General features: G+C 71.4%; 16 protein-coding genes. 4 read left to right on the top strand and 12 right to left on the bottom strand.

What is annotated here, in order from left to right; all coding sequences use genetic code 11:
* The first annotated feature begins 147 nt into the window (after positions 1 to 147).
* Positions 148 to 1,407 (top strand): phosphodiester glycosidase family protein, encoded by a 1,260-nt coding sequence (locus tag ABZ267_RS13680; RefSeq protein ID WP_356752203.1) that lies wholly within the window; start codon positions 148 to 150, stop codon positions 1,405 to 1,407.
* 2 nt (positions 1,408 to 1,409) lie between these two features.
* A complete protein-coding gene (locus ABZ267_RS13675; protein ID WP_356752201.1) occupies positions 1,410 to 1,604 on the top strand; it encodes a phosphodiester glycosidase family protein in 195 nt (64 codons plus the stop codon).
* Positions 1,605 to 1,775: 171 nt separating this feature from the next.
* Here ABZ267_RS13675 and ABZ267_RS13670 read toward each other — a convergent pair whose 3' ends face one another.
* The 5 genes from ABZ267_RS13670 to ABZ267_RS13650 are packed head-to-tail and all read right to left on the bottom strand — an operon-like array spanning position 1,776 to position 7,447.
* On the bottom strand, positions 1,776 to 3,275 hold the full coding sequence (locus ABZ267_RS13670) for an AMP-binding protein (protein ID WP_356752198.1): 1,500 nt from the start codon (positions 3,273 to 3,275) through the stop codon (positions 1,776 to 1,778).
* Positions 3,272 to 3,568 carry a phosphopantetheine-binding protein gene (locus tag ABZ267_RS13665; RefSeq protein ID WP_356752196.1) on the bottom strand — a complete coding sequence of 99 codons (297 nt, stop codon included), beginning with the start codon at positions 3,566 to 3,568 and terminating at the stop codon, positions 3,272 to 3,274. Before ABZ267_RS13665 ends, ABZ267_RS13670 begins: the two co-directional genes overlap by 4 nt.
* Before the next feature lie 60 nt (positions 3,569 to 3,628).
* Positions 3,629 to 4,657: a 3-oxoacyl-[acyl-carrier-protein] synthase III C-terminal domain-containing protein gene (locus ABZ267_RS13660; protein ID WP_356752194.1), complete on the bottom strand. Its 1,029-nt coding sequence runs from the start codon at positions 4,655 to 4,657 to the stop codon at positions 3,629 to 3,631.
* Positions 4,658 to 4,667: 10 nt separating this feature from the next.
* Complete coding sequence (locus ABZ267_RS13655; protein ID WP_356752192.1) at positions 4,668 to 5,996, bottom strand: amidase; 1,329 nt, start codon at positions 5,994 to 5,996, stop codon at positions 4,668 to 4,670.
* A 59-nt stretch (positions 5,997 to 6,055) separates the two neighbouring features.
* Positions 6,056 to 7,447, bottom strand: a complete 1,392-nt coding sequence (locus ABZ267_RS13650) for an MFS transporter (protein ID WP_356752190.1) — start codon at positions 7,445 to 7,447, stop codon at positions 6,056 to 6,058.
* Positions 7,448 to 7,629: 182 nt separating this feature from the next.
* On the opposite strand from ABZ267_RS13650, the gene ABZ267_RS13645 reads away from it, so the two are divergent.
* Both ABZ267_RS13645 and ABZ267_RS13640 read left to right on the top strand, forming a co-directional pair.
* Positions 7,630 to 8,382 (top strand): 4'-phosphopantetheinyl transferase superfamily protein, encoded by a 753-nt coding sequence (locus ABZ267_RS13645; protein ID WP_356752188.1) that lies wholly within the window; start codon positions 7,630 to 7,632, stop codon positions 8,380 to 8,382.
* Positions 8,383 to 9,036: 654 nt separating this feature from the next.
* Positions 9,037 to 10,434, top strand: coding sequence for a helix-turn-helix domain-containing protein (locus tag ABZ267_RS13640; protein ID WP_356752186.1), 1,398 nt, complete (start codon positions 9,037 to 9,039; stop codon positions 10,432 to 10,434).
* Between the two features lie 25 nt (positions 10,435 to 10,459).
* Here ABZ267_RS13640 and ABZ267_RS13635 read toward each other — a convergent pair whose 3' ends face one another.
* The 7 genes from ABZ267_RS13635 to ABZ267_RS13605 all read right to left on the bottom strand — a co-directional run bounded on the left by ABZ267_RS13635 (position 10,460) and on the right by ABZ267_RS13605 (position 25,937).
* Positions 10,460 to 12,208 carry an acyl-CoA dehydrogenase family protein gene (locus tag ABZ267_RS13635; protein WP_356752184.1) on the bottom strand — a complete coding sequence of 583 codons (1,749 nt, stop codon included), beginning with the start codon at positions 12,206 to 12,208 and terminating at the stop codon, positions 10,460 to 10,462.
* A complete protein-coding gene (locus ABZ267_RS13630; RefSeq protein WP_356752182.1) occupies positions 12,205 to 12,549 on the bottom strand; it encodes an acyl carrier protein in 345 nt (114 codons plus the stop codon). The genes ABZ267_RS13635 and ABZ267_RS13630 overlap by 4 nt, the downstream gene beginning before the upstream one ends.
* A 219-nt stretch (positions 12,550 to 12,768) precedes the next feature.
* Complete coding sequence (locus ABZ267_RS13625) at positions 12,769 to 14,007, bottom strand: cytochrome P450 (RefSeq protein WP_356752180.1); 1,239 nt, start codon at positions 14,005 to 14,007, stop codon at positions 12,769 to 12,771.
* Positions 14,008 to 14,090: 83 nt separating this feature from the next.
* Positions 14,091 to 14,861: an SDR family oxidoreductase gene (locus ABZ267_RS13620; RefSeq protein WP_356752178.1), complete on the bottom strand. Its 771-nt coding sequence runs from the start codon at positions 14,859 to 14,861 to the stop codon at positions 14,091 to 14,093.
* A gap of 54 nt (positions 14,862 to 14,915) precedes the next feature.
* Entirely contained in the window at positions 14,916 to 16,004 is a 1,089-nt protein-coding gene (gntD, locus tag ABZ267_RS13615) for a guanitoxin biosynthesis L-enduracididine beta-hydroxylase GntD (protein ID WP_356752176.1), read from the bottom strand.
* Between the two features lie 199 nt (positions 16,005 to 16,203).
* A complete protein-coding gene (locus ABZ267_RS13610) occupies positions 16,204 to 22,707 on the bottom strand; it encodes an amino acid adenylation domain-containing protein (protein WP_356752174.1) in 6,504 nt (2,167 codons plus the stop codon).
* On the bottom strand, positions 22,704 to 25,937 hold the full coding sequence (locus ABZ267_RS13605) for an amino acid adenylation domain-containing protein (RefSeq protein ID WP_356752172.1): 3,234 nt from the start codon (positions 25,935 to 25,937) through the stop codon (positions 22,704 to 22,706). Before ABZ267_RS13605 ends, ABZ267_RS13610 begins: the two co-directional genes overlap by 4 nt.
* Positions 25,938 to 26,188 lie beyond the last annotated feature (251 nt).

The raw sequence follows: 26,188 nt of genomic DNA, 5'->3' as shown, positions 1-26,188 counted from the left end.
ACCCGCCGACGTGCTGGCCCCAGGCGTCACGTACCGCAAGTTCTGGCAGGGCGAGGCCTCGGACTCCTGGCGGTCTGGGTCCGGCACCCCGGGTCGGGCACGGAGACTCTCGGCAGCAGGGCGGACGCCGACGCGCTGGCGGCATCGGTGAACGCGGCCGGATTCCCCGCTCGCGTCGACACCTTCACCGTGCCGGCGAGCGTCGACACGGACAGCCGGATCGTGGGGTACGGGGTCCGGGTCGGCCGGTTCGCCGCCGACCGCCGGGAGGACGCCGTCCTGAGCAGACAGGCCTCGACGGCCGCCGGTTTCACCAACAGCCGGATCTTCTTCACCACCGAGGACGGAGGCCCGAGCAGGGGTCCGTGGCAGGTCAGGGTGATCACGGTCGCGCCGTCGGCCCAGGTCACGCTGAAGGCCGTGCACGGGAAGGACATCCAGGGCTCCGAGACGGTGAGGCAGCTCGCCAAGGCCAGTGGCGCGCTCGTCGCGGTCAACGGCTCGGAATTCGACATCTCCGGCCCTGACAACACCGGCTCCGGAGGCTTCGAGGGCGAACCTCAGGGCCTGTACCTGCAGAACAACACCCTCCTCAGCGCGCCGAACAACGGCCGGACCGCCCTGCTGCTGGAGGGGCTGAAGGGCCGGGCAGCGGTTGACGAGATCAGCTCCGAGACGCGGATCACCGCACCCGACGGCGCGACGCGCGTGGTCGACGGCATCAACCGGGCGACCGGTCAGGTCCTGGGCTGCGGCGGTGTCGGGAACGACTACCGCCTCTCCAACCGGGTCAGAACGCTCCAGCCCTGGCGCAACACCGACTGCGTCGACCCCGACGAGATCGTCGTCTTCCGCCCGGAGTGGGGCGCCACCACTCCCACACCCGTACGCCGGGACGGAACGTGGACCGACCCCGCCGCGGGATGGCAGGTCCAGTGGCACGCGGACGACGCGGAGTTCGCCGCCCGGTCCGTGGATGTCGTCATGGACGGCAACTGGGTCGTCAAGGAGCTCCGCGGCCCGGCCGGTGAGCGCCCGATCCCGCCCGGCGGCCGGGTCCTCCAGGGCATCGGCGCGGGAGCGGACTGGCTCCGCGCGCACAGCGAGGTCGGCAAGGCGTTCAAGCCGGGCACCACGGTCAAGGACCGCGACGGCAGGTCCGTGACCACGCCCACGCTGTCCGCGGTGGCGGGCGGTACGCCGGCGCTGGTCCGGGGCGGAGAGGTGTGGATGAACCCGGCCGCCAACGGGATGTCCCAGGCGTCCTGCGTCCCGGCCGAGCTCGGTCCGGGCGAGAAGTGCCGGGCCAACAACACGCTCCTGCAGCGCCATGCCCGTACGCTCGCCGGCGTGACCGCCGCCGGTGAGCTGCTGCTCGTCACGACGACGGCCGCGACCCGGCCCTGAGTGTGGGAGCGACACTGCCCGAGGCGGCCGAGGTGATGAAGTGGCTGGGCGCCGAGGACGCGGTGGGGATGGGCAGCGGCGGCGACACCACCCTCGTCGCCAAGGACACGCTCTACAACCGGCCGGTGGACGACTGGTGCGGCCCGCTGCGCGAGCGGCCGATGAGCAACGCCGTGGTCATCGTCGAGAAGCCGTGAACGACAGGTCCTGACGGCCCGCGCGCCGCCTCCCCGGCGGATCCGGTCGAGCGGTTCGCCGTACCGTCGCCTCCGGTCCCGCGGAGAGCGGCGGTACGGCGAACTGCCGCGGCGCTGGTGGTTCTTGTCCGTGCGGACGGGTTCTCGACCGGGACCGCCGGCGGTGCGGCGCTACTTCTCCCCGGCTGCGAGAACGCAGGCCTTGATCCGGTTACGGTCGATTTTGCCGGTGGAGGTCCTGGGCAGCGGCTCCGTCACCATTTCGATCACGCTGGGGATCGCCGCGCGTACCGTGCGCTCCGAGCAGTGCTGACGCAGCGAAAGGCTGTTCACACTTCCCGGTTCGGTCAGCCGCAGGCGCGCGTGCAGGCGATGGCCGGCGACCGGATCGGCGAGCGCGACGACGGCCGCCTCGGCGACGGCCGGATGGTCCAGGAGGATCTGCTCCACGCTCTGGGTGCTGACCTGGAAACCCCGCACCTTCACCAGATAGTCGGTCCGGCCGATCACGCTCAGAGCTCCGTCCTCGTGCACGGTGACGATGTCGCCGGTGCGGTAGTAGACGAGGCCGGGTTCACCGTCCGGGTGCGGGGCGAAGGTCTTCCCGTTGGGCGCGTTCAGGTATCCCGCGCTCTGGAAAGGGGTGCTGACCAGGAGCTCGCCTTGGCCTGGGCCGGTCGACGCGCGGCCGTCCTGGCCGATGACCAGCCAGCGCACACCGGTCAGCGGCCGGCCGATCGGCAACGGGGTGCGCAGGGGTTGGTCCTGGTCCAGTTCGTGGAGGAAGCTGTTGTTCGTCTCCGTACAGCCGTAGTTGTTGTACCAGCGTGCCTTGGAGAAGGTGGCCGGGACCTCGGCGAGCACACGGGCGGGCATGCTGTCACCGGCGAAGATGACGTGCGCGGGCGTGTCGAGAGGACCGCTCTGCGCCGTCGCCTCCGCGAGCAGCTGGAAGAGCAGCGGCACGCCCTGGACGACGGACACCGCGTGATCGGCGACCAGATCACGCAGATAGCCGGCCGAGGTGCCCCTGCCCGGGTCGACCAGCACGACGGTGCCGCCGTACGCCAGTGTCGTCCACACGTCCAGCATGCAGAGATCGAAGTTGAGGGGCGCGTAGTTGAGGACGGCGGTACCGGTCGTGATCCCGAAGGTCTCGGCCCCCCACGCGGTGAAACGGCCGACCGCCCCGGACGACAGCGGAACGACCTTCGGCAGACCGGTCGATCCGGAGGTGGTGAGCATGAAGGTCACGGCTTCGTCGTCGACGGCCGCGACGGCCGGGTACTCCTCGCCGCCGCCGGGTTCCGCGGCCGGGTCCACCACGTGGTCGACGGGTGGAGCGTCGGCGAGGCCGAGCACCACCGCGCACCCCGCCTGCTGGAAGAGCGCTTTCAGGGGCGCTTCGGGCAGCTCGTGCGAGGGCAGGAGGAAGGAGCGGCCGGCCATCAGGCAGCCGAGCACCAGGGCCACGGCTTCCGGTGACTTGCGTACCAGCAGTCCGACGGGACGGCCGGCGTCCGGCACCGCCGCCTCGACCTGGGTGCGGGCCCTGGCCGCCATGGCGTACAGATCGCCGTAACTCACCGGCCGGTCCTCCCAGATGAGCGCCGGTGCGCCGGGCTGGGCGGCCGCGTGAGCCGCGAACGACGCGACGAGCGAGCGGCTCATGCCACGCCACCCGCTTCCGCCCGCTCGGCCGTCGTCCGGATGGTCCGCACGGAGCGGAAGTTCCCGGCCGTCAGTGCGGGGCCGGTCAGCGTGATGCCGTGCTGCTTCCGCAGCCAGCTCGCGATGTGCAGCACTCCGAGACTGTCGATCACTCCGGTCGCCAGCAGGTCGTAGTCCGGGTCGAGTTCGGTCCACTCGACATCGGAGAGAAAGCGCTCGACGACGAACTGGGCGATCTCCTCCTCGGAGATCCTGATCAGCGCCTCCGGCTCGATCCCGGACTCGGTGGTCATTTCTGTTTTCCATCCTGGAGTCGTGACATGGGGAGCAGCGCCTTGTCCCGGTGTTCGGTCTCACACCTCGACGAGGGTGCAGAACCAGTGCATGCCGGGAGAGGCGACACCCGCGAGGGCGACGAGGTCCCCTTGGACCAGCTCGCCGGCCTCCGCGTGGAGGTGGAGGGAGACCAGTTGATCGGCGGCGCCCATGTGCCCCATGCGGCGGGCGAGTTCGGCGTTGGTGCGGTCGACATGGATGCCGATCGCGTCGGCGGCGCCGTATATCGCCCGTTGGCTGTCGTTGAAGTAGACGAGCCGGGCCAGTTCGCTCCGGTCCCGGCCGGCCCGTGCCAGCGCCTGGTCGACCACGTCGGCGAACCGCCCGACGACCTCGCCGATGAACTCCCCGAAGCGCCCGGGGTCCTCGCCGAAGTGCTCGTAGACCGCGATCATCGGGTCCAGGTCGCGATGGGTCCGGCCCGGAGGCGGTACGGGGTGGGCGGAACCTCCGATCTCGATACGGAACAGATCCGCGAACTCGGGGTTGGTGAAGCTGGCGGAGGAGAGCCGGCGCAGGCGCGGGTGCCCACGGCGCAGGACGGCGGCGGCGGCTCCGTCACTGGCGATGGTGCCGTTGAAGTCCATCCGGTTGGTGTGCGTCTCGCTGACCACGTTGACCATGGCCACCAGTACGGTGCCCGTATCGGGCGAGAGCGCCATCGCACCGGCCGCGTGGTCCAGGGCCAGCGACCACGCGGCGCAGGACTGGGTGAACAGCACGGTCGGGGTGGAGTGGGCGCCGAGCGCTCTGGCCACCGCCGCCGAGGGGTCCCATCCCAGGTACTGAGGGATGTCGGAGTGGCCGAGGACGATCAGGTCCACGTCCTCGATGGAGAGGCCGGCGTTCTTCAGGGCGACGCGGGACGCCTCGGCCGCCAGGTCGACCGCCGTCACCCCGTCGGCCACCCGGTGATAGCTCTCGTAGCCCAGTTTGGTGACGGCCTCGGGATCGGGAAGGTACTCGGCCGCGGTTCCGGCCACATCACGTGGAGTGCCGAACGCGGTTCCGGTCGCGACGATGCCCATCTCCACCGAGGTCTCCACTCGTCGTCCTTCAGCTCTCATGGGTACCGGTCCCCCGCGCCGTGAGGACCGCTTCGAGGCCGAGGGCCCAGTGCAGCAGGCGCTCGTCCTCGCCGTCACGGCCGACGCACTGGAAGCCGAGCGGCAGGGCGCCGGCGGGCCGGGCGGTGGGGATGGTGAGGCACGGGAGGCCGACGCCGCTCCACGGCAGGGACATCACCGAGTCTCCGGCGCTCTCCAGGCCGAGCGGAGCCGGTCCGGTGGCGGCCGGGGTGATCCACAGGTCGACGCCGTGCTCGGCCGTGGCTGCGGCCAGCCGGTCGCGGAACGCTTCGCGTCGCGCCAGTGAGTCCGCGTAGTCGGACGCCTGTGCACCCTGGCCCTGGCGGATCGCCTCGGCGGTGCGCTCGTCGTAGAGCTCCTCGTGACGCGCGAACAGGTCGGCGTGGGCCTGGGACAGCTCGTAGAGGTTGATCACGAAGAAGTCGAAGACCTCTTCCTCGAAGTTCTCGAACATGGGGACGCTCACCACGTCGTAGCCCGCCGTGCGCAGCGCGGCCACCTGCTCGTCGAAGGCGCTACGGGCCTCCGGCTCGGCGAAGCCCAGGTACGGGCCCTCCGGGATGCCGAGCACCGGCCGGCCGGCCACCGCCCGGTCGGGCCGCCAGTCGTCGCACAGACAGCTCGCGGCCAGCGCGACGTCGGCGACCCGGGCGGTGATCATGCCGACGGTGTCGAGGGTCGGGGCGACGGGGAGGACACCGTCCAGCGGAATGCGTCCGTGACTGGGCTTGAAGCCGACCACTCCGCAGTACGCGGCGGGGCGGATGAGCGACCCGATGGTCTGGGTACCGATGGCGAGCGGCACCAGACCCGCGGCGACGGCCGCGGCGGAGCCGCTGCTCGTTCCACCCGGAGTGTGCTCCGGGCGGTGCGGATTACGGGTGGGACCCGGCGCCGTGACGGCGAACTCACCCGTCACGGTCTTCCCCGCGATGACCGCCCCGGCCTTGAGCAGCCGGTCCACGACCGTGGCCTGCGCTCCTGCCAGGGCCTCGGGCGGCAGCGCCGAACCCGCCCCGGTGGGCAGGCCGTCGACGTGGATGATGTCCTTGATCCCGACCGGAACTCCGTACAGCGGAGGCCGGTCTCCCGGCGCCGTCCCGCGCCGGCCGGCTTCCTGGGCCGCGTGGGCCAGCCGGTCCGTCCGGCCGGGCTCCGCCACGAAGGACTGGACGGTGCCGTCCACCTCCGCGATGCGCTCGATGGTCCTGGCCGCGTACTTCTGCGGCTCGACTCCACCCGTCCGCAGGCTTTCGGCGACGTCCGTCAGCGATAGGGGCTGAACAAGATCTTCCATGATGTCCTTCGTATGTTCCGGTCGGCAGGCATGGGTTGCGGTCGGCGGGCCGGGGCCCGTCATCGTTGCTGTGTGTCTTCAGGCCTCTTGGTCCCGGTCGCCGGAGTGAGGGCGCCGTCCTCCGGAGGGACCGCCGGCCCATCCTCCTCGCCGGTGGGCGCGGCCCCGGGCGGGGACAGTTCCTCCACGTCGGCCAGCGGGATGTCGAGCACCTTCACGTACCGCCGCGCCGCGTGCAGGGTGATCGCCAGCACGGCCATGGCGGCGGCCAGCACCAGGATGGCCCGCTCCACGCCCGCCGCGTCGGCGAGGATGCCCGCTCCCAACGGGCCGATCCACTGGACCCCTTGGACGAAGAAGCGGCTGGTCGCCGCGACTCTGCCCTGGTACCGGTCCGGGACCAGCCGGACCTCGTACGACTCGGTCACGACGTTCATCGGCACCATGCTGATCATGGCGACCATCACCACCAGGCCGATCTGCCACGGCTGGGAGACCGACACCACCACGGCGAAGGAGGCCATGAAGATCCACGCGGAGATGATCAGGACCCGCCGTGCGCCCAGCTTGCCCATCAGCAGAGGGCCGAGGACCGCTCCGATGACACCGCCGGTGACCGCGAGCGAGGTGGCGAGACCGACCGCCGTGGGCCCGCCTCCCCGGTGCTGTATCAGCACCACGAAGAGCAGGATGAAGCCCTCGGCGACCGCGTTGAGTACAGCGCCCCAGATGAGCGTGAACACCAGGTAGTCGCTGCGCCTGATCATGCGCAGGCCGTCGCCCACGTCCTTGGCCAGGCTGGACCTGGGCCCCTCACCGGGGTGCCGGTCCGGGCCGAGGGGCCGGCGGATCAGCAGGGAGCCGAGGGTGACGAAGAGGAAGGAGACCGCGTCGAAGAGGAACGGGATCCAGCGGCCCATCGCGTAGAGCAGGCCACCGAGCGGTGCGCCGATCAGCTGGGCGACCATGTCGCGGCCCATCCCTTGGGCCGTCGCGGTCGCTATCTGCTCCTTGGGGACGATCCTGCGGAGAACCGGCATCGAGACGGCGACCCGCAGTCCGGCCGCCAGACCGCTGAGCAGGGCCATGGCGCCGATCGCGGAGATCGAGGGGTCGCCCCGGAACACCAGGAGGGCGACGACGGCCATCGACACCGCCTGGACCAGCGGCGCCAGACACAGGATGGCGCGGCGCGACACCCGGTCCGCCAGCGCCCCGCCCACCGCGAGGGTGGCCAGCTTGCCGACCATGTGCAGGACGGTGATGACGCCGGCCTGGGCGGCGGATCCGGTCAGGTGGAGGACCAGCAGCGGGAAGGCCAGTGTCGACACGCTGGTGCCCAGCGTCGACAGGCCGTTGCCCGACCACCAGTACATGTAGTCGCGATCCCGCCACAGTGACGGGGGGCCGGCCGAAGCCGGCCCGGTCTCTTCGGGACGCGCCTGCGCCATGGCTAGTCGTCCTCTGTCCGTTGTCTCCACGCTCGTCCGGGCGTATGCCGCCGACCTCCGATGCATGCTGGTCGATGAGGAACGGGCCGGGCCAGGCAGCGCACCGGCAACTCGACGGGCGGGAATTGCCGCTCGATCCGTTGTCCAGCAACAGCAGGAGGAGGAGGAGGAGGAGGCGAGGCGTGATCGCTGAGGTGGTGCCCACCGGGGTGCGGACGCGGGAGGCGTTCGACGACGACGGCCCGGAAGCCCCCGTCACCCTCTTCGCCACCGAACGGGCGGTGGTGGAAGGGGTGCACGACGAGCGGCGCAAGGAGTTCACCACGGTGCGCGGGTGCGCCCGTGCGGCACTGGCCGGCCTCGGGGTGGACTCGGCACCCTTGGTGCCAGGCCCTCTGGGCGCACCCGGCTGGCCGGCGGGGGTCGTGGGGAGCATGGCCCACTGCCGGAGCTATCGCGCGGCCGCTGTCGCGCTGACCGAAGACTTCGCCGCTCTGGGCATCGACGCGGAGCCGCGGAAGCCCCTCCCCCGCTTCATGGCGGAGCGGATCGTCACGGACGTCGAGGCGGGCTGGCTCCGGCAGGACTCTCGCCCGGCCGCCGGTCTGCCACTGGACCGTCTGCTCTTCTGTGCCAAGGAGGCTTCCTACAAGGCGTTCTCGCCGTGGACGGGAGCCCGTTTCGGCTTCCGGGACTTCACCGTCCGGCTGCGGCCCGACGGCACGTTCCTCACCGCTCCCCCGACGTCCGGAACGCCCATGTCACCTTCCGGTCCAGTTGTGTTCACCGGCCGCTGGTCGGCACGTTCCGGCCTCCTCCTGTCCGTAGTGGCACTTTCGGCCAGCCATGTTTCGCATGACCTGCTGAACGATTTGGCGCTGAAAGCAGCGAAAAAACGGGACAATGAGAAACAACCGACCCGGCGACCTGCGTGAGCTTCACCCTACGGCAATGTCATTTCAAGCCAATCTTGCCTGTCCGAGAGCACGTCGATGCGGTACTTTCAGGCCGTCATGAGCGTTCGTCGACGTGGTCAATGCCTCTTGGGGACCGGCAGCACCGATCGACCTCGGGAGAGTACGGCGTTTCCCTTCCGGGCGTCCGGAAGGATGACGTGGCCGGGATCCGCAAGGGGCAGGGGCGTCTCGTCGCATCCGGTCCGACGACCCGAACGGTCGGCAGCCTCCGGGCTCCGCGGGATCGGGCCCCGCGTCACCACTCGTCCATTGGCCGCGCACCAGACAGGAAAGGCGACCGATCAGTGCAGGACGCCGTGAACGCCGGTTTCTCGCCTCACACCGGCGAGTCACAGCTGATCAAAGCCAGGACGGCCGGAGGCGTGCCGCTCAGCCGAATTTTCTGCCGTCTCCACATCTCCCAATCGGATGAGGTCTTCGAGTAGGGTCCTCCGTAATTGCACGGAGATGTTTCACTGAGCCGCTCGTCAGCGCATACGCGAACCTCCCGGCGCTATAAACGCCATGGCTCGCCTATCGGTACCACCGCTCTCACAAAGAATGCGGCGACCGGAATTTCGCATCGCGCGGATGCGCACGACTGGCACTGTTAATCATTCACGGGGGGCTTACATGCCAATTCTGAAGGAACACTACTCTTTCGACAGAACAGACATTCATCAGCTCCGCGACTTCCTTCTCAATCAGCGCAGACTGTCCGGCTGGACGCAGGAGGAGCTCTCCGACCGGTCCGGCGTCAGTGTCCGGACCATCCGCAATCTGGAAACCGGCTCCAACACCAACCCGCGTCGGACTTCCGTCAACCTGCTGCTCACCGCGCTCGGCGCCACCGCCGCCGTGTTCTCCGAGCCGGCGCCCTGGGACAGCGGGCGCCGGCCGGCGTTCGGGCATCCCCCGGACCTCCACTCCGAGCCGGCATCGCTCCCGCCGTGGCAGGGCCCCAGGCCCTTGGGCGACGCGCTGGTGGGCCGCCAGGCCGACCTGGGGCACGTGCTCTCCGCCGCGCAGCGCAGTCGGCTGATCGTTCTCACCGGACCCGGTGGCGTGGGCAAGACCCGCATCGCCCTGGCAGCGGCATCCCGGCTGCGCCCGCTGTTCCAGGGCGGAGTGGCCGTCGCCGAACTGCACGACATCCCGCCCCAGCATCTCGAACCCGCCGCCTCGGCAGCCGAGTTGACGCGTGTAGTGCGGCGCCTGACCAGCAACGAAGGCGGGGCGCGGGGCGGTGCCGGGCTCGGACGGCGGCTCCTGGTCCTGGACAGCGCCGAGCATGTCTCGCAGCAGACGGCGCGGATAGCCCGACAGCTCCTCGACGAGCATCCCGGGCTCCAGATCATCGTGACCTCGCGCCGCGCCCTGGCCGTCGGCGCGGCCGAGACCTGGGAGGTCGAGCCGCTCTCGTACGACCAGCTGGACGGCTCGGACACCGAGCTCCCGAGCGCGGTGGAGCTGTTCCTGCGCCGGGTACGGGCCAGTCTGCCGACGCTCGACCTGGGCAACCGCCTGCCGCTGGTGCAGCAGCTCTGCCGGCTCCTCGACGGCATGCCCCTGGCGATAGAAGTGGCCGCGCGAGGACTCAGATCGCTCCCTCTCACCACCCTCCTGCACGACGGGATGCTCTTCCACCTGCTCGCACACGTCGACGCCGGCGACCTGTCGCGGCACCGCACGCTGTCGGACAGCGTGCGGTGGAGCTACGAACTGTTGCCTCCGCCTCATCGCGAGCTGCTCCGTGAACTGTCCTCGCTGCCCCGCACGTTCTCCCTGGACGCGATCCCGGCCCGGTCGGGCGGGGGATTCGGAAGCACACGTGTCGCCCACCTCCTGGCCGAACTCGCCGACGTCTCACTGATCCAGATCCATCGGGGCCAGCAGTACAGATACGGGGTCCACGCGCTCGTGCGGCACTGGGTCACCCAGGAGGAAGCCTCGGCGGACCTCGGACGGTCCGGCGAGCACGGCCGCGACCGGCCCGTACTGGCGGGCAGCGCCTGGCGCCGGGCCATCTGACGCTCCGCCGGAGGCGGCGGCCCGCTCACGCCGACGCCGGCCCGGCAGCCGACCTGACGGCCTGGAGTGAGAAATGTCGCGGGCCGTCGAGGCTCGACAGCATCAGCTCCTCCAGCCACGGCAGACAGCTCTCCTCCAGCTCGGTCGCGTGGTCCAGCCGCCGCAGCAGTCGCTGAAGCGCCAGCACCAGCCATCCGCTGCCGCCCGGTGCCGCGCGCTCCCGCTCGAAGGAGTAGAGCCAGGTGTAGAGGCAGGAGGCGGCCGCGTGGTGGACGCTGTGCTCGGTCGCCTGGTCCTGCCCGTGCGTGGAGGCGGCGTCGGGCGCCTCGGCGGCGATCCGCGCGTAGAAGTCGGTCCGGCGTCGGGAGAGTTCGCTGAGCACCTTGACGAGCGCGGCGCCCTCGGGCCCGGCGAGTTCGGATTCCGCGATCCGGCGGGCGTCGGCGGCCGCCGGGTCCCAGCCGCGGGTGATCTCGTCCTCACTGGCGTTGGTCAGCCGCAGCGCCCTGCCCGAGGGATGCCACCGCGGAGCGTCCTCGGACCAGTCGAAGAGCTGCCGCAGCACCTCTTCCCCGCCGACGGCGGGACGGTCGGCCACGCGTGCCACCGCGGGAAGCTGTGAGGCGATGCTGTGGAGGTTGACGTGCGTGGTCCCCTCGAAGATGCTCGCTATCGCGTGGTCGCGCTGGAGCTTCTGGAACGCTCCGGAGGCCACGCCTTCGCGCAGATAGCTCCGGGCTCCGAGCACCCTGGCGGCCTCCTGCACCACCTCCTCGCCGAGGGTCGGGACGAGGTATTTGACCACGGACGACCACAGGCTGAGCCGGGACGGCACGACGGAGAGCGAACGCGCCACCGGCAGCGCCGTGCACTCCGCGATCAGCAGGTCCACATGGGCGTGGACCAGATGCCGCCGGATGACCGGAAGCCGGTAGATCTCCTGTCCGTAGAGCACTCGCTCACGCGCGTGACGCAGAGCGATCCGCAGCACCGAGTCCATGGTGCCGATGGACAGTGCTCCGATCGCCGTACGGGTGATCTGGAGCACCTGCAGGATCCCGACCAGTCCGGCACCGGGACGCCCGAGGAGTGCGGCGGCCGGCACCCTGGTGCGGTCGAAGGTGATCCCGCTGAGGTCATGACCGCGCAGCCCGACCGTTCTCACGAACGGATGGTTGGTCCAACTGCCCTTCTCCAGCTGCTCCTTGTCCAGGAGCAGCAGAGAGGACCGCGAACCGTCGATCGCCGCGTAGACAGTGACGAAGCGGCCCCGGGTCGCGTTGCCGACAGGCCACTTCTCTCCGGTCAGGAGGAAGTCGTCGCCGTCGGATTCGGCAACGGTCTCGTTGGTGCCGAGATCGCTGCCGTGGTCGGGTTCGGAAACCGCGAAGCAGGCGAGCTCCCCGTCCAGGAGGGCGCCCGCGACCCGTGCGCGCTGCTCGTCGTTCCCCCACAGCCAGACCGAGTTGACGCCGAGCAGCGCGGAGCCGAACATCACCGCGAGCGTCAGATTGCGGCGCGCGAGCGTACGGGTGAGCAGGAAGAGGTCTTCGAGGTTCCGGAGCCGGCCACCGAACTCCTCGGGCACCAGGTAACCGGAGAAGCCCCACGATCTGAGCAGTTCCACCGCCCCTGGTGGAAGGCTGTCGTTCTCCTCGTGCGCCACGATCTCGGCGAAGGAGAAGGGTCCGCTCCCGGCAGCCGGGTCACCGAGCGTCCGCTCCAGATCGGCGACCAGCGCGTAGGCCGCACGCTCCACCGCGTGGCCGCTCATACCAGGGGGCTGTCGACGCCGTAGCGGCTGAACATGCCGCTCAGGACTTCCTCGTCGGGCAGCTCCGCCCGGCCCGCGACCACCTCGGCGCTGACCAGCTCGATCACGTCGCTGACCCTCTCCAGCTTCATGGCGGCCTCAGGATTCAGCGCCTGGAGGGTGAAGAGATCCTCCAGGTTGTATCCGAGCTCCGCGAGGACCAGGGAGTGGAAGCCGAGGTCACCGACGAGCCGGTGGTCGAGATCGATCCGGTCCAGCTTGCGAGGCGCGACCACCTGGACCATACCGATCACCACGGGAGCGATGGCCTCGATGCCGATGGCGGCAGGAGTGTGAGTCATGCCGTCGAGGCTAGGACCTGCCGATGACCGGGCCCAGGCAACGGGCCCGGCAAGCGCGCGGCAACTAGGGGGTGTCGGGCAACCCGGCCGACTTCCCGCGCTGGGCATCCTGACGCCGTCCCGCCGAAGTTGCCGCCCGGCTGCCTGGCCGGAACCGGGGCGCGGCGATGAGGCTGACCGGCACGAGCACGGCGGATGGGACGCCGGCGGTCGACCGGGTCAGCGTCCGGAGCCCGCTCCGGTGAGGCTCACCGGCTGGGAGGAGAGACCGCTCAGGAAGTTCGAGTACACGTAAGCCGGCGGGCCGGTAGGACGAGCTTCGGCGACCAGGTCGCACAGGCTCTCCAGGAGGGCCGTCAGCTCGGCGCGGGCCAGGAACGCGCCGAGGCAGAAGTGGGGTCCGTAGGCGAACGCCAGGTGCTTGTTGGGGGTCCGCGCCAGGTCGAACTCCTCGGGCTCGGCGAAGACCCGGCCGTCACGGTTGGCGGAGGCCAGCCAGGTGGTGACGATGTCGCCCTCCTCGACGAACTGGTCGCCGAGGAAGAGATCCTGGGTCGCGGTCCGCCCGCTGTGCAGAGCGGGGCTCGTCCAGCGCAGTACCTCCTCGACCGCCGAGTCCGTCGTCACCTCGCCGGACTTGAGGGCCCGCCACTGGTCGGGCCGCTCCATCAGCGCCTGGAGCCCGCCGACCATCGAGAAGCGGGTCGTCTCGTGGCCGCCCATGATGATGCTGTAGCAGTTGAAGACGATCTCCTCGTGCGTGAGGGGCCGCCCGTCGATCTCCTTGGTCACCAGCAGGCTGACCACATCGTCGTACGGTTTGTCGTGCCGGGCGGCGGCCAGCTCCGAGAAGTAGAGCAGCAGTCCGTTGCGCGACGCCCAGGTCGCCTCCTCGTCGGGGAGCCCGTCCGCGGTGGACAGGGCGGAGGAGGTGAGTTCGATGATGTGCTGCCGGTCGGCGGGCGGCACGCCGAGCAGGTCGCAGATGGCGGCGAGCGGGATGTGCGCGGCCACGTCGGCGGCGAAGTCCACCTCGCCCCGCTCCACCGCCTCCTCGACCAGCCGCCGGGTGCCACGCCGCACGCTCTCGACCACCACGCCGAGGGAGCGCGGCGAGAACGGCTTGAGCAGCGCGCTGCGCAGCGCCTTGTGCGGCTGTCCGTCCGTGACGGCCAGCATCCTTCCGGCCGCCGAGTCACCGCCGGCGAGCAGGGTGTCCAGCACGTTGCCCTGCTCCGAGGTGAAGCTCCCGCTGTCGCTGAGCACCGAGACGACGTCCGCGTAACCACTGATCACCCAGAACCCCGGACGGCTGCCGCTCTCGGGCTGCCAGTGCACCGGCGCCTCCTCCCGCAGCCGGCGCCACAACGGCCCCAGGTCGTGGTGGGCGTGCAGCAGCGGATCGGCCAGATCGACGGCGTCGAGCGGGCCCTGATCGAGTGCGGGGCGGGTGTGCATGGGGCGGTTCCTCGGACTCGGGTTACGGGCGGGCGGCAGCGGAAGGGCGCGGGGCGGACGGCGGTGGCCGGCCGCCGTCCGGGTCAGCGCATCGGCTCGGTGGGGCCGGGGAAGAACGCGGTGGTGGCGCCGGCCGTCTCCGCGCCGTCCACGGTGAACTGCTGACCGGAGATGAAGGACGCCTGCGGCGAGGCCAGGAAGTGGAACACGTCCGCGATCTCCTCGGGCAGGGCGTGCCGCCGGGCCGGGATGCGTTCGTTGACCTCGTCGAGCATCGCGTCGGTGTACTCGGCGCGCTGCATGGGTGTCAGTACGGCGCCGGGGGCGACGCACGCCGTCCTGATCAGCGGGCTCAGCTCCACGGCGAAGGTCTGGCACAGCGAGGCGACACCGGCCTTGCTGGCGTTGTAGTCCGCGTAGAGAGGGTAGCCGCGCGAACCGTTGACGGACGCCGTCGCCAGGAGCACTCCGTGGCCCTCCCGCAGCATGTGCGGAACGGCGTGCCGCCACAGGGCCAGGACACCCATCAGATTGACGTCCAGGGTGCGCCGGGCGTCCTTCTCGGTGAGGTCGAGGATGGAGTGCCGGACGCTGATGCCCGCGTTGGCGATGACGACGTCGAGGCGGCCGCGGTCGGCGTGTACCCGGTCGACGGCCTCACCGACGGCGGTCCAGTCGGCGACGTCGAGCAGGACCGTCCGGATCTCGCCTCCTCCCTCGCGAGGGCCGTCCGCCGTGCCGCCGGTGGGTGCCTGGATGTCGAGATTGACCACGTGGTCGCCCGAGCGGGCGAACCGCTCGGCGGTGGCGAGTCCGATGCCGCTGGACGCGCCGGACACGATGACGGTGCGCATGATGTCTCTCCTGATCTTCTTCGGCCCGACCCTGTCTTCTTCGGTCCGACCGGCTCAGACGATGACGCGGTGGCTGCCGGGTACGTATCCGCTGAGGTTGCGGCGCAGGTTGCGGCTGACGGTGAGCTTCTTCAGCCAGCGGTCGGTGCCGTCGTACCGGGCCGTGAACGACCGACGGCCGTGCACCGCGCGGTAGTTGTCCACGATGAGCAGTGAGCCGGGGCCCACGGCGACGTCCCTCTGCACCCGGTGCAGCTCGGCCATCAGCCGGTCGAGCGCGCCCTCGGCCTCGGTGTCCCCCGGTGCGACGTCCATGAACGGCCGGTCGATGCGCAGGTAGGGGCTGAACCGGTCGCCGGACAGGACGGCGGTCGGCGTGGCGCCGCTGATCATCGCGTACAGCTTCTCCAGCGCGGGATGGGCGGGGTCCTGGGCCTCCAACTGCCGTATGTGCTCGGTGTCCGGCATGATGAGGAAACGCGGCTCGGCGAGCACCGCGCGGTCGTCATCGCTCAGCCGTACGTCACGGACGGATGCGACGATGGTCGGCACCAGGTCGTGGTTGCGCAGCCCGAAGAGCATGAGGTAGTCGCAGCGGTTCGGATGGAAGCCGTCCTCGGTGTGGAACTCCAGCAGGCTCTCGCTGCCGTAGCCGCTCTGCCGCTGCTCGTCGCCGCGGATCGGCAGGATGTTCTGGATGATGCGCCCTTCCTGGAGGGTCGCCCAGCCGAACGGGTCGCCCAGCGCCATGCCGCACATCGCCAGCCACAGCTCCTGGGACCGGGCCGCGTCGGAGCGGATGGCCTGGCGCCAGTGGTCCGGGGTCGGTCCGATCAGCGCGTCGTCCACCGGGAAGCCGTGTACCAGGCACGCGGCGGACCGCTCGGTCCTGCGGTAGGAGAGGAGGAATCTGCGCAGGCCGGCGGGGAGCAGTTCCTCGGCCGTGTGGGCGTGGTCGTAGAAGTCCGCCAGGCCGGGCGCCCCGTGGGCGCTCCCGAGCCGTGCGGCGGCCTCCTCCAGCTGGGTCACCTCGGTGGTGTCCAGGTGGTACTCGACCGGAGTGTCGCCGCGATCCTTCTCCGACGGGACCGGCGCGGCCACGTCCGGGGAAGGTACGTCAACAGTCGGGGTGCTGCTGGTCATGTCGGTTGTCCTCACCTGGTCGTGACCGCTTCGGTCGTCCGTCGTTCGGTCCTGTGCGGTCCGCGCCGCATGGCCGGGCCGCGTGGTGGTGCGCACCGGACCGGCCTGGCAGGGTCCAGGCCGTCCGTGGTCCGGTGGTGGCGCTCGGTGCGGTGGTGCGTGTCCGGCGGTACGTCGGTCCCACGTGGGGCGGGGCCGGCTACCGCCAGTCCTCGGCGAACTCGTCGAGCTCGCTCTGGTCCAGGGTGATCAGCGGTTCCTGCGCGTCGGCCGCGTCGGTGTCCGCCGCCGGAACCAGGTCCTTGACCGCGGTGGCGAGTGCCGCCACGGTCTTGTGGGCGAAGACATCGCGCGGGGCGATGTCCAGGCCCTCCGCGTGGGCCATCGTGACGAGCTTGATGGAGACGATCGAGTCGCCGCCCAGGTCGAAGAAGCTGTCGTCGATGCCGACGCCCTCCGTGCCGAGGGCCTTCTCGAACAGCGCGCACAGCAGCTTCTCGCGGTCGGTCCGTGGTGCCCGCCCGCCGTCGGCTCCCGAGAAGTCCGGTGCGGGCAGAGCGGCGCGGTCGAGCTTGCCGCTCGGTGTCACCGGCAGCCGGTCGAGCACGACGACGGCCGCCGGCACCATGTGCTCCGGCAGCACGGCGGCGACCCGGTCACGGAGCGCCGCCGGGTCGAGCGGGCCGGCCGCCGCCGGGGCCACGTACGCCACCAGGCGTGGTGAGCCGGGTGTGTCCTCCCGGACGACCACGACGGTCTGCGCCACCGAAGGCTCGGCGGCGAGCACCGCCTCGATCTCGCCCGGTTCGATACGGAAGCCTCGTACCTTGACCTGCTCGTCGGCGCGGCCCAGGTACTCCAGGCCGCCGTCCGCCGTGCGCCGCGCCAGGTCGCCCGAGCGGTACATGCGAGTGCCCGGCGGGCCGAACGGGTCGGCCACGAAGCGCTCCGCGGTCAGCCCGGACCGCCGCAGATAACCGCGGGCCAGGCCGTGGCCCGCCAGGTAGAGCTCACCCGCCACCCCGACGGGGACCGGCCGCAGGGAGGCGTCCAGCACATGGACCCGCGCACCGGCGACCGGCCCGCCCATCGGCGGAGCGGTCCGCCCGGACAGCGGGCGGCTCATCGTCGCCATGACGGTCGCCTCGGTGGGACCGTACGCGTTGACCATGCGGCGCCCGGCCGACCAGCGTGCGACCAGGTCCGGCGGGCACGCCTCACCGCCGACGACGAGGGTGACCCCGTCGGGCAGGGCGTCCTCGGGCAGTACGGCGAGCGAGGACGGCGGCAACAGGAGCGCGGTCACGCCGTGGCGCGCGACCGTCCGCGCCAGGGCCGGTCCGGGAAGCAGCTCGTCGGCGTCCGCGGTGACCGCGCTCGCTCCGGTCAGGAGCGCCGTGGCCAGTTCCCATACGGACGCGTCGAAGCTCGGCGAGGCGAACAGCAGCACCCGCTCCCGCGCACGGAGCGCGAGCCCGTCCTGCTGCTGGGCGACCAGCGCGGCGATCCCGAGGTGGGACACCAGCACGCCCTTGGGCCGGCCGGTCGACCCGGAGGTGTAGATCAGATAGGCGGCGTTCGCGGGCCGCAGCGGCGCGATCCGGTCGGCGTCGGTGAGAGTGCCCCCGGACAGACCGGACGTCAACTCCGCATCGGCGTCAAGGAGTTCGCTGCTGTTCTCGGCATCCGGTCCGGGCCCGTCCAGGCACAGCACCTCCTTCGCACCGGCCTCGGCCATGACCGCCGCGCCCTCACCGGTGGTGAGGACGAGATCCGGCCGCGCGTCACCGATCAGGTAGCGCAGCCGGTCCGGCGGATAGCCGAGGTCCAGCGGGAGATAGGCCGCGCCGGCCTTGAGGACCGCCAGGACCGCGAGGACGGACCGCGCCGACTTCGGCATCGCGACCGCCACGACACGCTCCGGCCCGATGCCCCGGCCCACCAGTGCGCGGGCGAGCCGGTTGGCCTGGACGTCGAGGTCCCCGTAGGTGAGGGCCAGTTCGTTGTCGTACACCGCGACGGCGTCGGGGCTGGCCCGCACCTGCTCCTCGAAGAGCTCCGGGAAGGTCGCCGTCCGCTCGTGGGCCGCTCCTTCCGCCGCGGCCAGGAGCTCACCGCGTTCCCGGTCCGTGAGCAGGTCGATCCGGCCCAGCGGTACGGTCCGGTCGTGCACGAAGCGGTCGAGGACCGTGCGCACCCTGGCCAGGAGCGCACCGGCCGCCTCGGCCGTGAACAGGTCGGCCCGGTAGCTGAGTTCGAGGCTGAGCCGCTCGTCGGGCATGACGACCAGGCTGAGCGGATAGTGCGAGGCGCCCGGGACGGGCTCCTCGTCCAGGGAGATCCGCAGGCCCGGTACCTGTTCCTGGATGGCCGCGCCGTCGAAGGGAGTGTTCTCGAACCCGATGACGGTGTCGAAGAGTTCGCCGAGTCCCAGCGCCCGCTGCACCTCGGGGAGCCCGACATGGTGGTACGGGCGCAGCTCGGCCTGGTGCGACTGGAGGTCGGTCAGGATGTGGTCGAGCGGTCGTGCGGGATCCAGCCGTACCCGTACGGCGACGGTGTTCATGAACAGGCCGACGATCTCCTCCACGCCCGCCAGCTCCGGTGGACGCCCGGCGGTCGTCGCGCCGAACACGATGTCGTCGCGGCCCAGTTGGTGGCCGAGTGCCACCGCCCAGGCGCCCTGGACCACGGTGTTGAGCGTCAGGCCCGCACCGCGTGCCGCGGCGGCGAGCGCGTCCGTCCCCTGCGCGTCCAGGACCTCCGTCACCAGGTGGGGCACGGTCGCGGTGGCCGCGTCGGCGCCAGGAGCGACCAGGGTCGGTCCTTCGACACCGGCCAGGGCCTCACTCCAGGCCCGCGTCGCCCGCTCGTCCTCCTGCCGGGTGAGCCAGCCGAGGAAGTCGGTGAACTGAGCCACCGGCCGGCCTCGGTCGGCGCCACCGCGGGCGTAGAGGGAGAAGACGTCACGGAAGAACAGCGGCAGCGACCAGCCGTCGAGCAGGGCGTGGTGGTAGGTGGTCAGCAGAGCGTGGTCGTCGGTCCCGAGCCGGACCAGGGTGACGCGCATCAGCGGCGGGTCGGTGAGGTCGAAGCGGGTGACACGGTCCTCGTCGACCAGCTCCGCCAGCCGACGGCGGCGTTCGTCCTCGCCGTGACCGGAGAGATCGATCTCCCGCCAGGGCACGCGCAGGCCCTCGTGCACCACCTGGACGGAACGGCCCGAGGCCAGGAGCCGGAACGAGACGCGCAGCGCGGTGTGACGGGTGAGAGCCGCGTCGAACGCCTTGCGCAGCACGGCGGACGCCAGCGGTCCTTCCAGCCGTGCGGGCGCCTGGGCGGTGTAGACGTCGATACCGTCGGCGGCCAGCAGCGCGTGGAAGTGCATGCCCTGCTGGAGCGGAGTGAGCGGCAGTACGCCGGTGAGCTCGTGTCCGTCGGCGGTGATCTCCGCACGTTCGGCGTCGTTCAGCGCGAGCAGCGGCCCGGTGACGGAGCTGTCCGCCGCCGCGGGGTCCTTCTCCTCGATGTCCTCGGCCGCCTCGGCGAGCTTGGCGATGGTCTTGTGGACGAAGACGTCCCTGACGGTGACGGCGAGCCCGGCGCGGTGGGCGCGGGCCGCGAGCTGCATCGAGATGATGGAGTCGCCGCCGAGGTCGAAGAAGCTGTCGTCGACTCCGATACGCGACTGCCCCAGCACCTCCGCGAACACCTCGTGCAACACCAGCTCCCGCTCCGTCACCGGAGCCCGGTACACGTCCACCGCCCGGAACTCCGGCACCGGCAACGCACCACGGTCCACCTTGCCGTTCGGCGTCAGCGCGAACGACTCCACCACCATCACCACCGCCGGAACCATGTACTCCGGCAACCGCCCCGCCACGTACTCACGCAACGCGACCGCGTCCGGCCGCTCACCGGCGGCAGCCCGTACGTATCCGACGATCCGGCGTACGCCCTCGCCGCCGGCGGACACCGCCGCGACCGCCTGGCCCACCGTGGGGTGGTCGGCCAGCACGGCCTGGATCTCGCCGAGTTCGATGCGGTGGCCGCGTACCTTGACCTGGAAGTCGGACCGGCCGCGGTATTCCACGGCGCCGTCGGCACGGCGGCACCCGAGGTCGCCGGTGCGGTACATCCGGGCACCCGCCGGGCCGAACACGTCGGCCACGAACCGCTCCGCCGACAAGCCGGGACGGCCCAGATACCCACGGGCGACCCCGTCACCGGCGATGTACAGCTCGCCGACGACGCCGGCCGGCACCGGCCGCAGGAACGCGTCCAGGAGGTAGACCCGGGTGTTGTCGGCGGGGACACCGATGGCGGGCGGGCCCGCCGCGCCGGGTGAGCCGCCGGGGTGCCAGAGCATCGCGTCGACCGTGCACTCGGCGGGACCGTAGAGGTTGTACACCGACAGGCCGGGTATGCCGTGGAGTTCGGTCCACAGGTCGTCGGCCACCTCCTCGCCGCCGAGCGCGAGGACACGCACGCGGTGCCCCTCCCCCGACGCCGCGAACATGCCCGCGTCGAGCATCTGCCGTGCGACGGAGGGTGTGGTGTCGACGACGTCGATCCGTGCTTCCGCCACATGGCGGACGAGTGCCAGGGAATCCTTGCGCACGGTGTCACCGACCATGTGCAGCTCGTGTCCGGCGACCATCCACAGAAGCTGGCTCCAGGAGGCGTCGAAGCCGAGCGAGTTGGTGAGCGCGGCACGCAGCGGCCGTCCGCCCGCCCGCGCCCGCTCGGGCTCGAAGAAGTTCGCCCGGTGGCTGTGGAACATGTTGGCCAGGTTGCGGTGCTCCACGGCCACACCCTTGGGACGTCCCGTGGAGCCCGAGGTGTGGATGACGTAGGCGAGGTGGGCGGGCAGCAGCGGACCGGTGCGGTCGCCGTCGTCGAGGTCCGTCCCGTCCGCGGGCGGAATGGTCTCGTCGAGCAGCAGCGCCGGCACGGATTCGGGTACGGCGGACACCGTCGCGACCGAGGCCAGGACGAGGGCCGGTCCGGCCTCCGCGCAGATCGCCGCGACGCGCTCCGCGGGGTGGCCGACGTCGATCGGCAGGTACGCGGCGCCCGACTTGAGGACGGCCAGGATCGCCACCACGGCGTCCGTGGTCCGCGGCACGGCGACGCCGACGAGGTCGCCCGGTCCCACACCGCGCGCGACGATCAGCCGGGCCAGGCGGTTGGCGTCGGCGTTGAGCAGGTCGAAGGTGAGGCTGGTCGTGCCGTCCGTGACGGCCACCGCGTCGGGCGTCGCGCGGGCCTGTGCCTCGAACAGACCGGGCAGCGTCCCGGCCGGCCGCTCGACGGTGCGTCCGCTCGCCTCGCGCAGGATCTCGCACCGCTCGGCGTCCGTCCGCGAGGGGAACCGTCCGGCCTGCTCGTCGGGCCGGGCGGCGATGTCCTCCAGCAGACCGGTCAGGCGCCGCAGTACGCCGCACGCGGCATCGGCGGTGTAGACGTCCTCGCGGTAGTTGAGTTCGAAGCGGAGCCGGCTGCCGGGGTGGACGGCCAGGCTCAGCGGGTAGTGGGTGCCTTCGAACGCCTCGTCGACGGCGTCCCGCAGCAGACCGACGTCGAGTCCGGGCACCGAGGCGCCCCGGACGGCGTGTTCCACGGGGACGTTCTCGAAGGCGACGGTGGTGTCGAAGAGTTCGGTGGCGCCCACGGCGCGGTGGATCTCGGCCAGGCCGAGATAGTCGTGGCCCATCACGGTCGTGTGGTCGTGCTGGATACGGGCCAGCAGCTCCGCCACCGGCTCCGCCGGGTCGACCCGTACCCGGGCCGGCACGGTGTTCATCATCAGGCCCACCATGCGGTCGCTGCCGGGCAGCTCCGGCGGGCGGCCGGCGACGGTGTTCCCGTAGACGACGTCCTGGCGGCCGGTCAGCTCGGTCAGCAGCAGCGCCCAGGCGCCCTGGACCAGGGTGTTGACGGTGAGTTCACGGCTCCGGGCCAGGGCGGTGAGGGCCGCACCGGCCTGCTCGGACAGCTCCGTGACGACGCGCCGCTGGCCCCGCTCCGAGGAACCGGTGCCGGCTCCGTCCGCGACGAGCGTGGCGCCGTCGACCCCGTCCAGCACGCTCTTCCAGGCCCGCTCGGCCTGGTCCCTGTCCTGCTCGCCGACCCAGCCGAGATAGTCCTGGAAGGGCACCGTCGGCTCCAGCCGCTCCGCCGTGCCGCCGTCCCCGTAGATGCGGAACAGATCGCCGAGGATCAAGGGCAGCGACCAGCCGTCCAGCAGGATGTGGTGGTTGGTGATCAGCAGGATGTGCCGGTCGGCTGCGAGCCGTATCAGCGTGAACCGGAGCAGCGGCGGTTTCGCCATGTCGAAACGCCGTGCGCGCTCCTCGGTGAGCAGCCGGGAGAGGCGCGGCCTCAGTTCCTCCTGGCCGAAGCCGGAGAGGTCGACCTCCTCCCACGGCGGCTCGACGGCCCGCGCGACGGCCTGGACGGCCTCTCCGGAGCGGCGGCGCAGGAATCCCGCCCGCAGGCTCGCGTGCCGACCGACCAGTGCGCCGCAGGAGGCGCGCAGCAGGCCGGTGTCGAGCGTCCCGGTCAGCTCCAGCGGCGTCTGGACGTTGTAGAAGTCGACGTTTCCGCTGTCGGCCCGTCCCTCCTCGTAGAGCGCGTGGAAAAGGATGCCCTGCTGCAACGGCGAGAGCGGCAGGACCGCTTCCAGGGATGTCTGTCTCACAGTGCTGCCCCCCACTGGGCTTCGAGCTCGTCGAGTTCTTCCGCGTCGATCCGCACCAGGCCCCCGGTACGAGGGGCCGCGGCCCGCTCGCCGACGTCCTCGGCCGCCTCGGCGAGCTTGGCGATGGTCTTGTGGACGAAGACGTCCTTCACGGTGACGGCGAGTCCGGCCCGATGGGCCCCGGACGCCACCTGTACGGCGATGATGGAGTCGCCGCCGAGGTCGAAGAAGCTGTCGTCGACACCGACACGCGGCTGACCCAGCACCTGGGCGAACACTTCGTGCAACACCAGCTCCCGCTCCGTCACCGGAGCCCGGTACACGTCCACCGCCCGGAACTCCGGCACCGGCAACGCACCCCGGTCCACCTTGCCGTTCGGCGTCAGCGCGAACGACTCCACCACCATCACCACCGCCGGAACCATGTACTCCGGCAACCGCCCCGCCACCAGCTCACGCAACCCGACCGCATCCGGCCGCTCACCGGCGACGGCCGGGGTCACGTAGGCCACCAGGTGCCGGTGTCCCGGCCGGTCCTCGCGGACGGCCGCCACAGCCCGGCCGACGCCTGGCGACTCGGCGAGAACGCTCTCCACCTCGCCGAGTTCGATGCGGAAGCCACGTACCTTGACCTGGCTGTCGGCCCGGCCCAGGTAGGAGAGCTCGCCGCTCGCCGACCGCTGTGCCACGTCCCCCGTCCGGTACATGCGGCTGCCGGGCGCGCCGAAGGGGTCGGCGACGAACCGTTCCCCGGTGGTGCCGGGACGGCCGAGGTAGCCGCGGGCGAGCCCGTCACCGCTGAGGTACACCTCGCCCGCCACTCCGGGCGGTACCGGCCGCAGCGCGTCGTCGAGCAGCCGGACGCGGGTGCCGGGGACGGCACGGCCCATGGGCGGGACGATCCGTCCGGACAGCGCGCCGGTCTGGGTCGCGATGACCGTCGACTCGGTGGGGCCGTAGGCGTTGACCATGTGCCGGCCGGGCGACCAGCGTGCGACCAGGTCCGGCGGGCACGCCTCGGCGCCGACGACCAGGTTGATTCCCTCCGGAAGCCCGCCGGCCGGCAGGGCCGCCAGCGTGGACGGTGCCAGCAGCAGGCAGTCGACGCCGAGTTCGGCGACGAGCCCGGCCAGTGGTGGCCCGGGCGTGAGCCGTTCGGCCGGTGCGACCACCGCGGTGGCGCCGGTGAGGAGCGCCGCGCACAGCTCCCATACGGAGGCGTCGAAGCTGGGTGAGGAGAACTGGAGCACGCGGGTCTCGGGCGTCAGGCGCAGCAGGTCGCTCTGGTGGCGTGTCAGCGCGGCGAGGCCGGTGTGCGTGACGACGACGCCCTTGGGCCTGCCGGTCGATCCGGAGGTGTAGATGACGTACGCCGGGTGGGTCGGGCGCAGAGGTGTGCGGCGGCCCCGGTCGTCGAGATCGTCGCCGTCGGTGTCGCCGCCCGCCGGCGGGCGGCCGACGGGAACGGCCGCCTCGTCCAGGTACAGGCGCTCCACCGCGGGAGCGAGCGTGGCGTCGTCGGCGGCGCGGGTCGTCAGCAGCAGCAGCGGTGCGGTGTCGTCGAGCATGGCGGTGACCCGGGACCGCGGGTAGTCGAGGTCGACCGGGAGACAGGCCGCGCCCGACTTCAGCACCGCCACCGTGGCGGTCAGGGCGGCGCTGCCGCGCGGCAGGGCCACCGCCACCAGCCGCTCGGGGCCGGCACCGTGCTCGACCAGCACCCTTGCCAGGCGGTTGGCGCGGGCGTTGAGCGCCGCGTAGTCGAGGGATTCGGTCGGCGAGAGCACGGCGCGGGCGTGCGGGGTCCGCCTGACCTGCTCCTCGAACAGCTGCGGGAAGGTACGCGGGACGACGGGTTCCGAATCCTGCCCGGGGCCGCCCTCGGCGAGTGCCCGGGTGCGTTCCGCCGGGGTCAGGACCTCCACGCGGGCGAGCGGCACCTCTGCGGGAGTGGCGAGGAAGCGGGCCAGGAAGTCCGTGAACCGGTGCTGGTGCGTGCGGAGTTCGGCGAGGCTGTACCGGTCGGGGTTGGCCTCGAACTCGATGCGCATGCCCCGGCCGCCGGGATCGGGGTGGCAGGTGATGTTGAGGTCGGTGACCGGTCCGCCGGACAGCGCCATCACCTCGGCCTCGCGACCGGTGAACGCGGTCTCGGAGCCCGACGGCATGATGTTCACGAGCACGCCGAACAACTGCTCCTCGGTGCCGAGCATGCCGAGGTCCCGCCGTAGTTCGTCGTACGGGTAGCGCTGATGGGTGAGCAGTTCGCCCAGCCGCCGGGCGACCTGGCGCACCAGCTGGACGCGGTCGGCCGCCGGGTCGACGGTGATCCGCAACGGGAGCGTGTTCGACAGCATGCCGGGCACGTTCTGGGACCGCGCGCCGAGCCGGGCGGTGGTGGGCACGCCCAGGGTCAGGTCCTGGACTCCCGTCATTCCGTGCAGATAGGCGGCGACCGCCGCCAGCATCGGCACCGTCCACGGGGTGCGGGCCGCCCTTCCGGCGGTGTGCAGCGCCCGCAGTCCGTCCGGCGGAAGCGTCGTCGTCGTGGCGATCGCCATGCCCGCCGCCGTCGTCGGCGCTCCCTGGCCCAGACCGGCCGTCTCGGGCCGGTCGGCGAAGACGCCCGCCCAGTACGTCCGGTCCGCGGTGTACTCCGCCGACGCCCGGTAGGCGCTCTCGTCCGCCAGCAGGTCCTGGAGCCGGCCCAGCGGCTCGCCGTCGGGTTCCGTCCCGGCGGCCAGCGCCTCGTAGCACGCGGAGATCCGGCGCGAGTGCAGCACCGACCCGAAGGCGTCGGACAGGATGTGGTGGCTGCGCTGGTACCAGACGTGGTGATCGGCTCCGACCCGTATCAGGATGTGCGCCGACAGCGCGTCCTTCGCCAGGTCGAGCGGGGTCGCGCGGTCACGGTCGATGAGCGTCCGCGCGGCGGCGAGAGGGTCCGGCTCACCGCTGAAGTCGTACTCCTGCCAGGTCGAACAGCCGGGTGCGACCGGCCGCTGGTACGTACCGTCCGGCCGCTCCACCAGTTCGACGTCGAAGCTTCCGCTCTCCCCTTCGGCCCGGCGGATCGCGCGCTGGAGCAGTCCGCCGTCCAGCGGTCCGCGTACCTCCATGGCGACCATGGTGTTGTAGGCCGGGTTGGCGGGGTCGAGCTGCTGGGCGAAGAACACCCCCCGCTGGGCCGCCGTCAGCGGCAGCAGACCGTTCTCTGCGCGTGAAGTCATCGGGTCGTAACCGCTCTCTCGTGCATCCCCGCGAGCCTGGAGGCCCGGATCTCGCGACGATGCTGCATCGCCCGCCCGTGCGGAAACCAGGCAACCGAACCGGCAATCAGCGGCGCTGTTCGAAATGCCGCCCGGTCCGGGGCGAGTTACCGGCCGCTTGCCTGGTTCTCCTTCGGGACGCGGGTGATGCTGCGGCGGACCGGGCACGGCGCCACGCCTCGCGTGTGCCGGACGTGCCACGAACCACCGGA

The organism is Streptomyces sp. NPDC006174 (genome assembly GCF_040614075.1).
GTDB lineage: Bacteria > Actinomycetota > Actinomycetes > Streptomycetales > Streptomycetaceae > Streptomyces.
The sequence above is the reverse complement of the archived record's forward strand: the minus strand, read 5'-3'. Positions and strand labels throughout refer to the sequence as shown.

Coding starts and splice junctions, on each gene's coding strand:
- ABZ267_RS13670 (WP_356752198.1), bottom strand. CDS start 3,275: ATGAGCCGCTCGCTCGTCGCGTCGTTCGCGGCTCACGCGGCCGCCCAG.
- ABZ267_RS13665 (WP_356752196.1), bottom strand. CDS start 3,568: ATGACCACCGAGTCCGGGATCGAGCCGGAGGCGCTGATCAGGATCTCC.
- ABZ267_RS13655 (WP_356752192.1), bottom strand. CDS start 5,996: ATGGAAGATCTTGTTCAGCCCCTATCGCTGACGGACGTCGCCGAAAGC.
- ABZ267_RS13650 (WP_356752190.1), bottom strand. CDS start 7,447: ATGGCGCAGGCGCGTCCCGAAGAGACCGGGCCGGCTTCGGCCGGCCCC.
- ABZ267_RS13640 (WP_356752186.1), top strand. CDS start 9,037: ATGCCAATTCTGAAGGAACACTACTCTTTCGACAGAACAGACATTCAT.
- ABZ267_RS13635 (WP_356752184.1), bottom strand. CDS start 12,208: ATGAGCGGCCACGCGGTGGAGCGTGCGGCCTACGCGCTGGTCGCCGAT.
- ABZ267_RS13630 (WP_356752182.1), bottom strand. CDS start 12,549: ATGACTCACACTCCTGCCGCCATCGGCATCGAGGCCATCGCTCCCGTG.
- ABZ267_RS13625 (WP_356752180.1), bottom strand. CDS start 14,007: ATGCACACCCGCCCCGCACTCGATCAGGGCCCGCTCGACGCCGTCGAT.
- ABZ267_RS13620 (WP_356752178.1), bottom strand. CDS start 14,861: ATGCGCACCGTCATCGTGTCCGGCGCGTCCAGCGGCATCGGACTCGCC.
- gntD (WP_356752176.1), bottom strand. CDS start 16,004: ATGACCAGCAGCACCCCGACTGTTGACGTACCTTCCCCGGACGTGGCC.
- ABZ267_RS13605 (WP_356752172.1), bottom strand. CDS start 25,937: ATGACTTCACGCGCAGAGAACGGTCTGCTGCCGCTGACGGCGGCCCAG.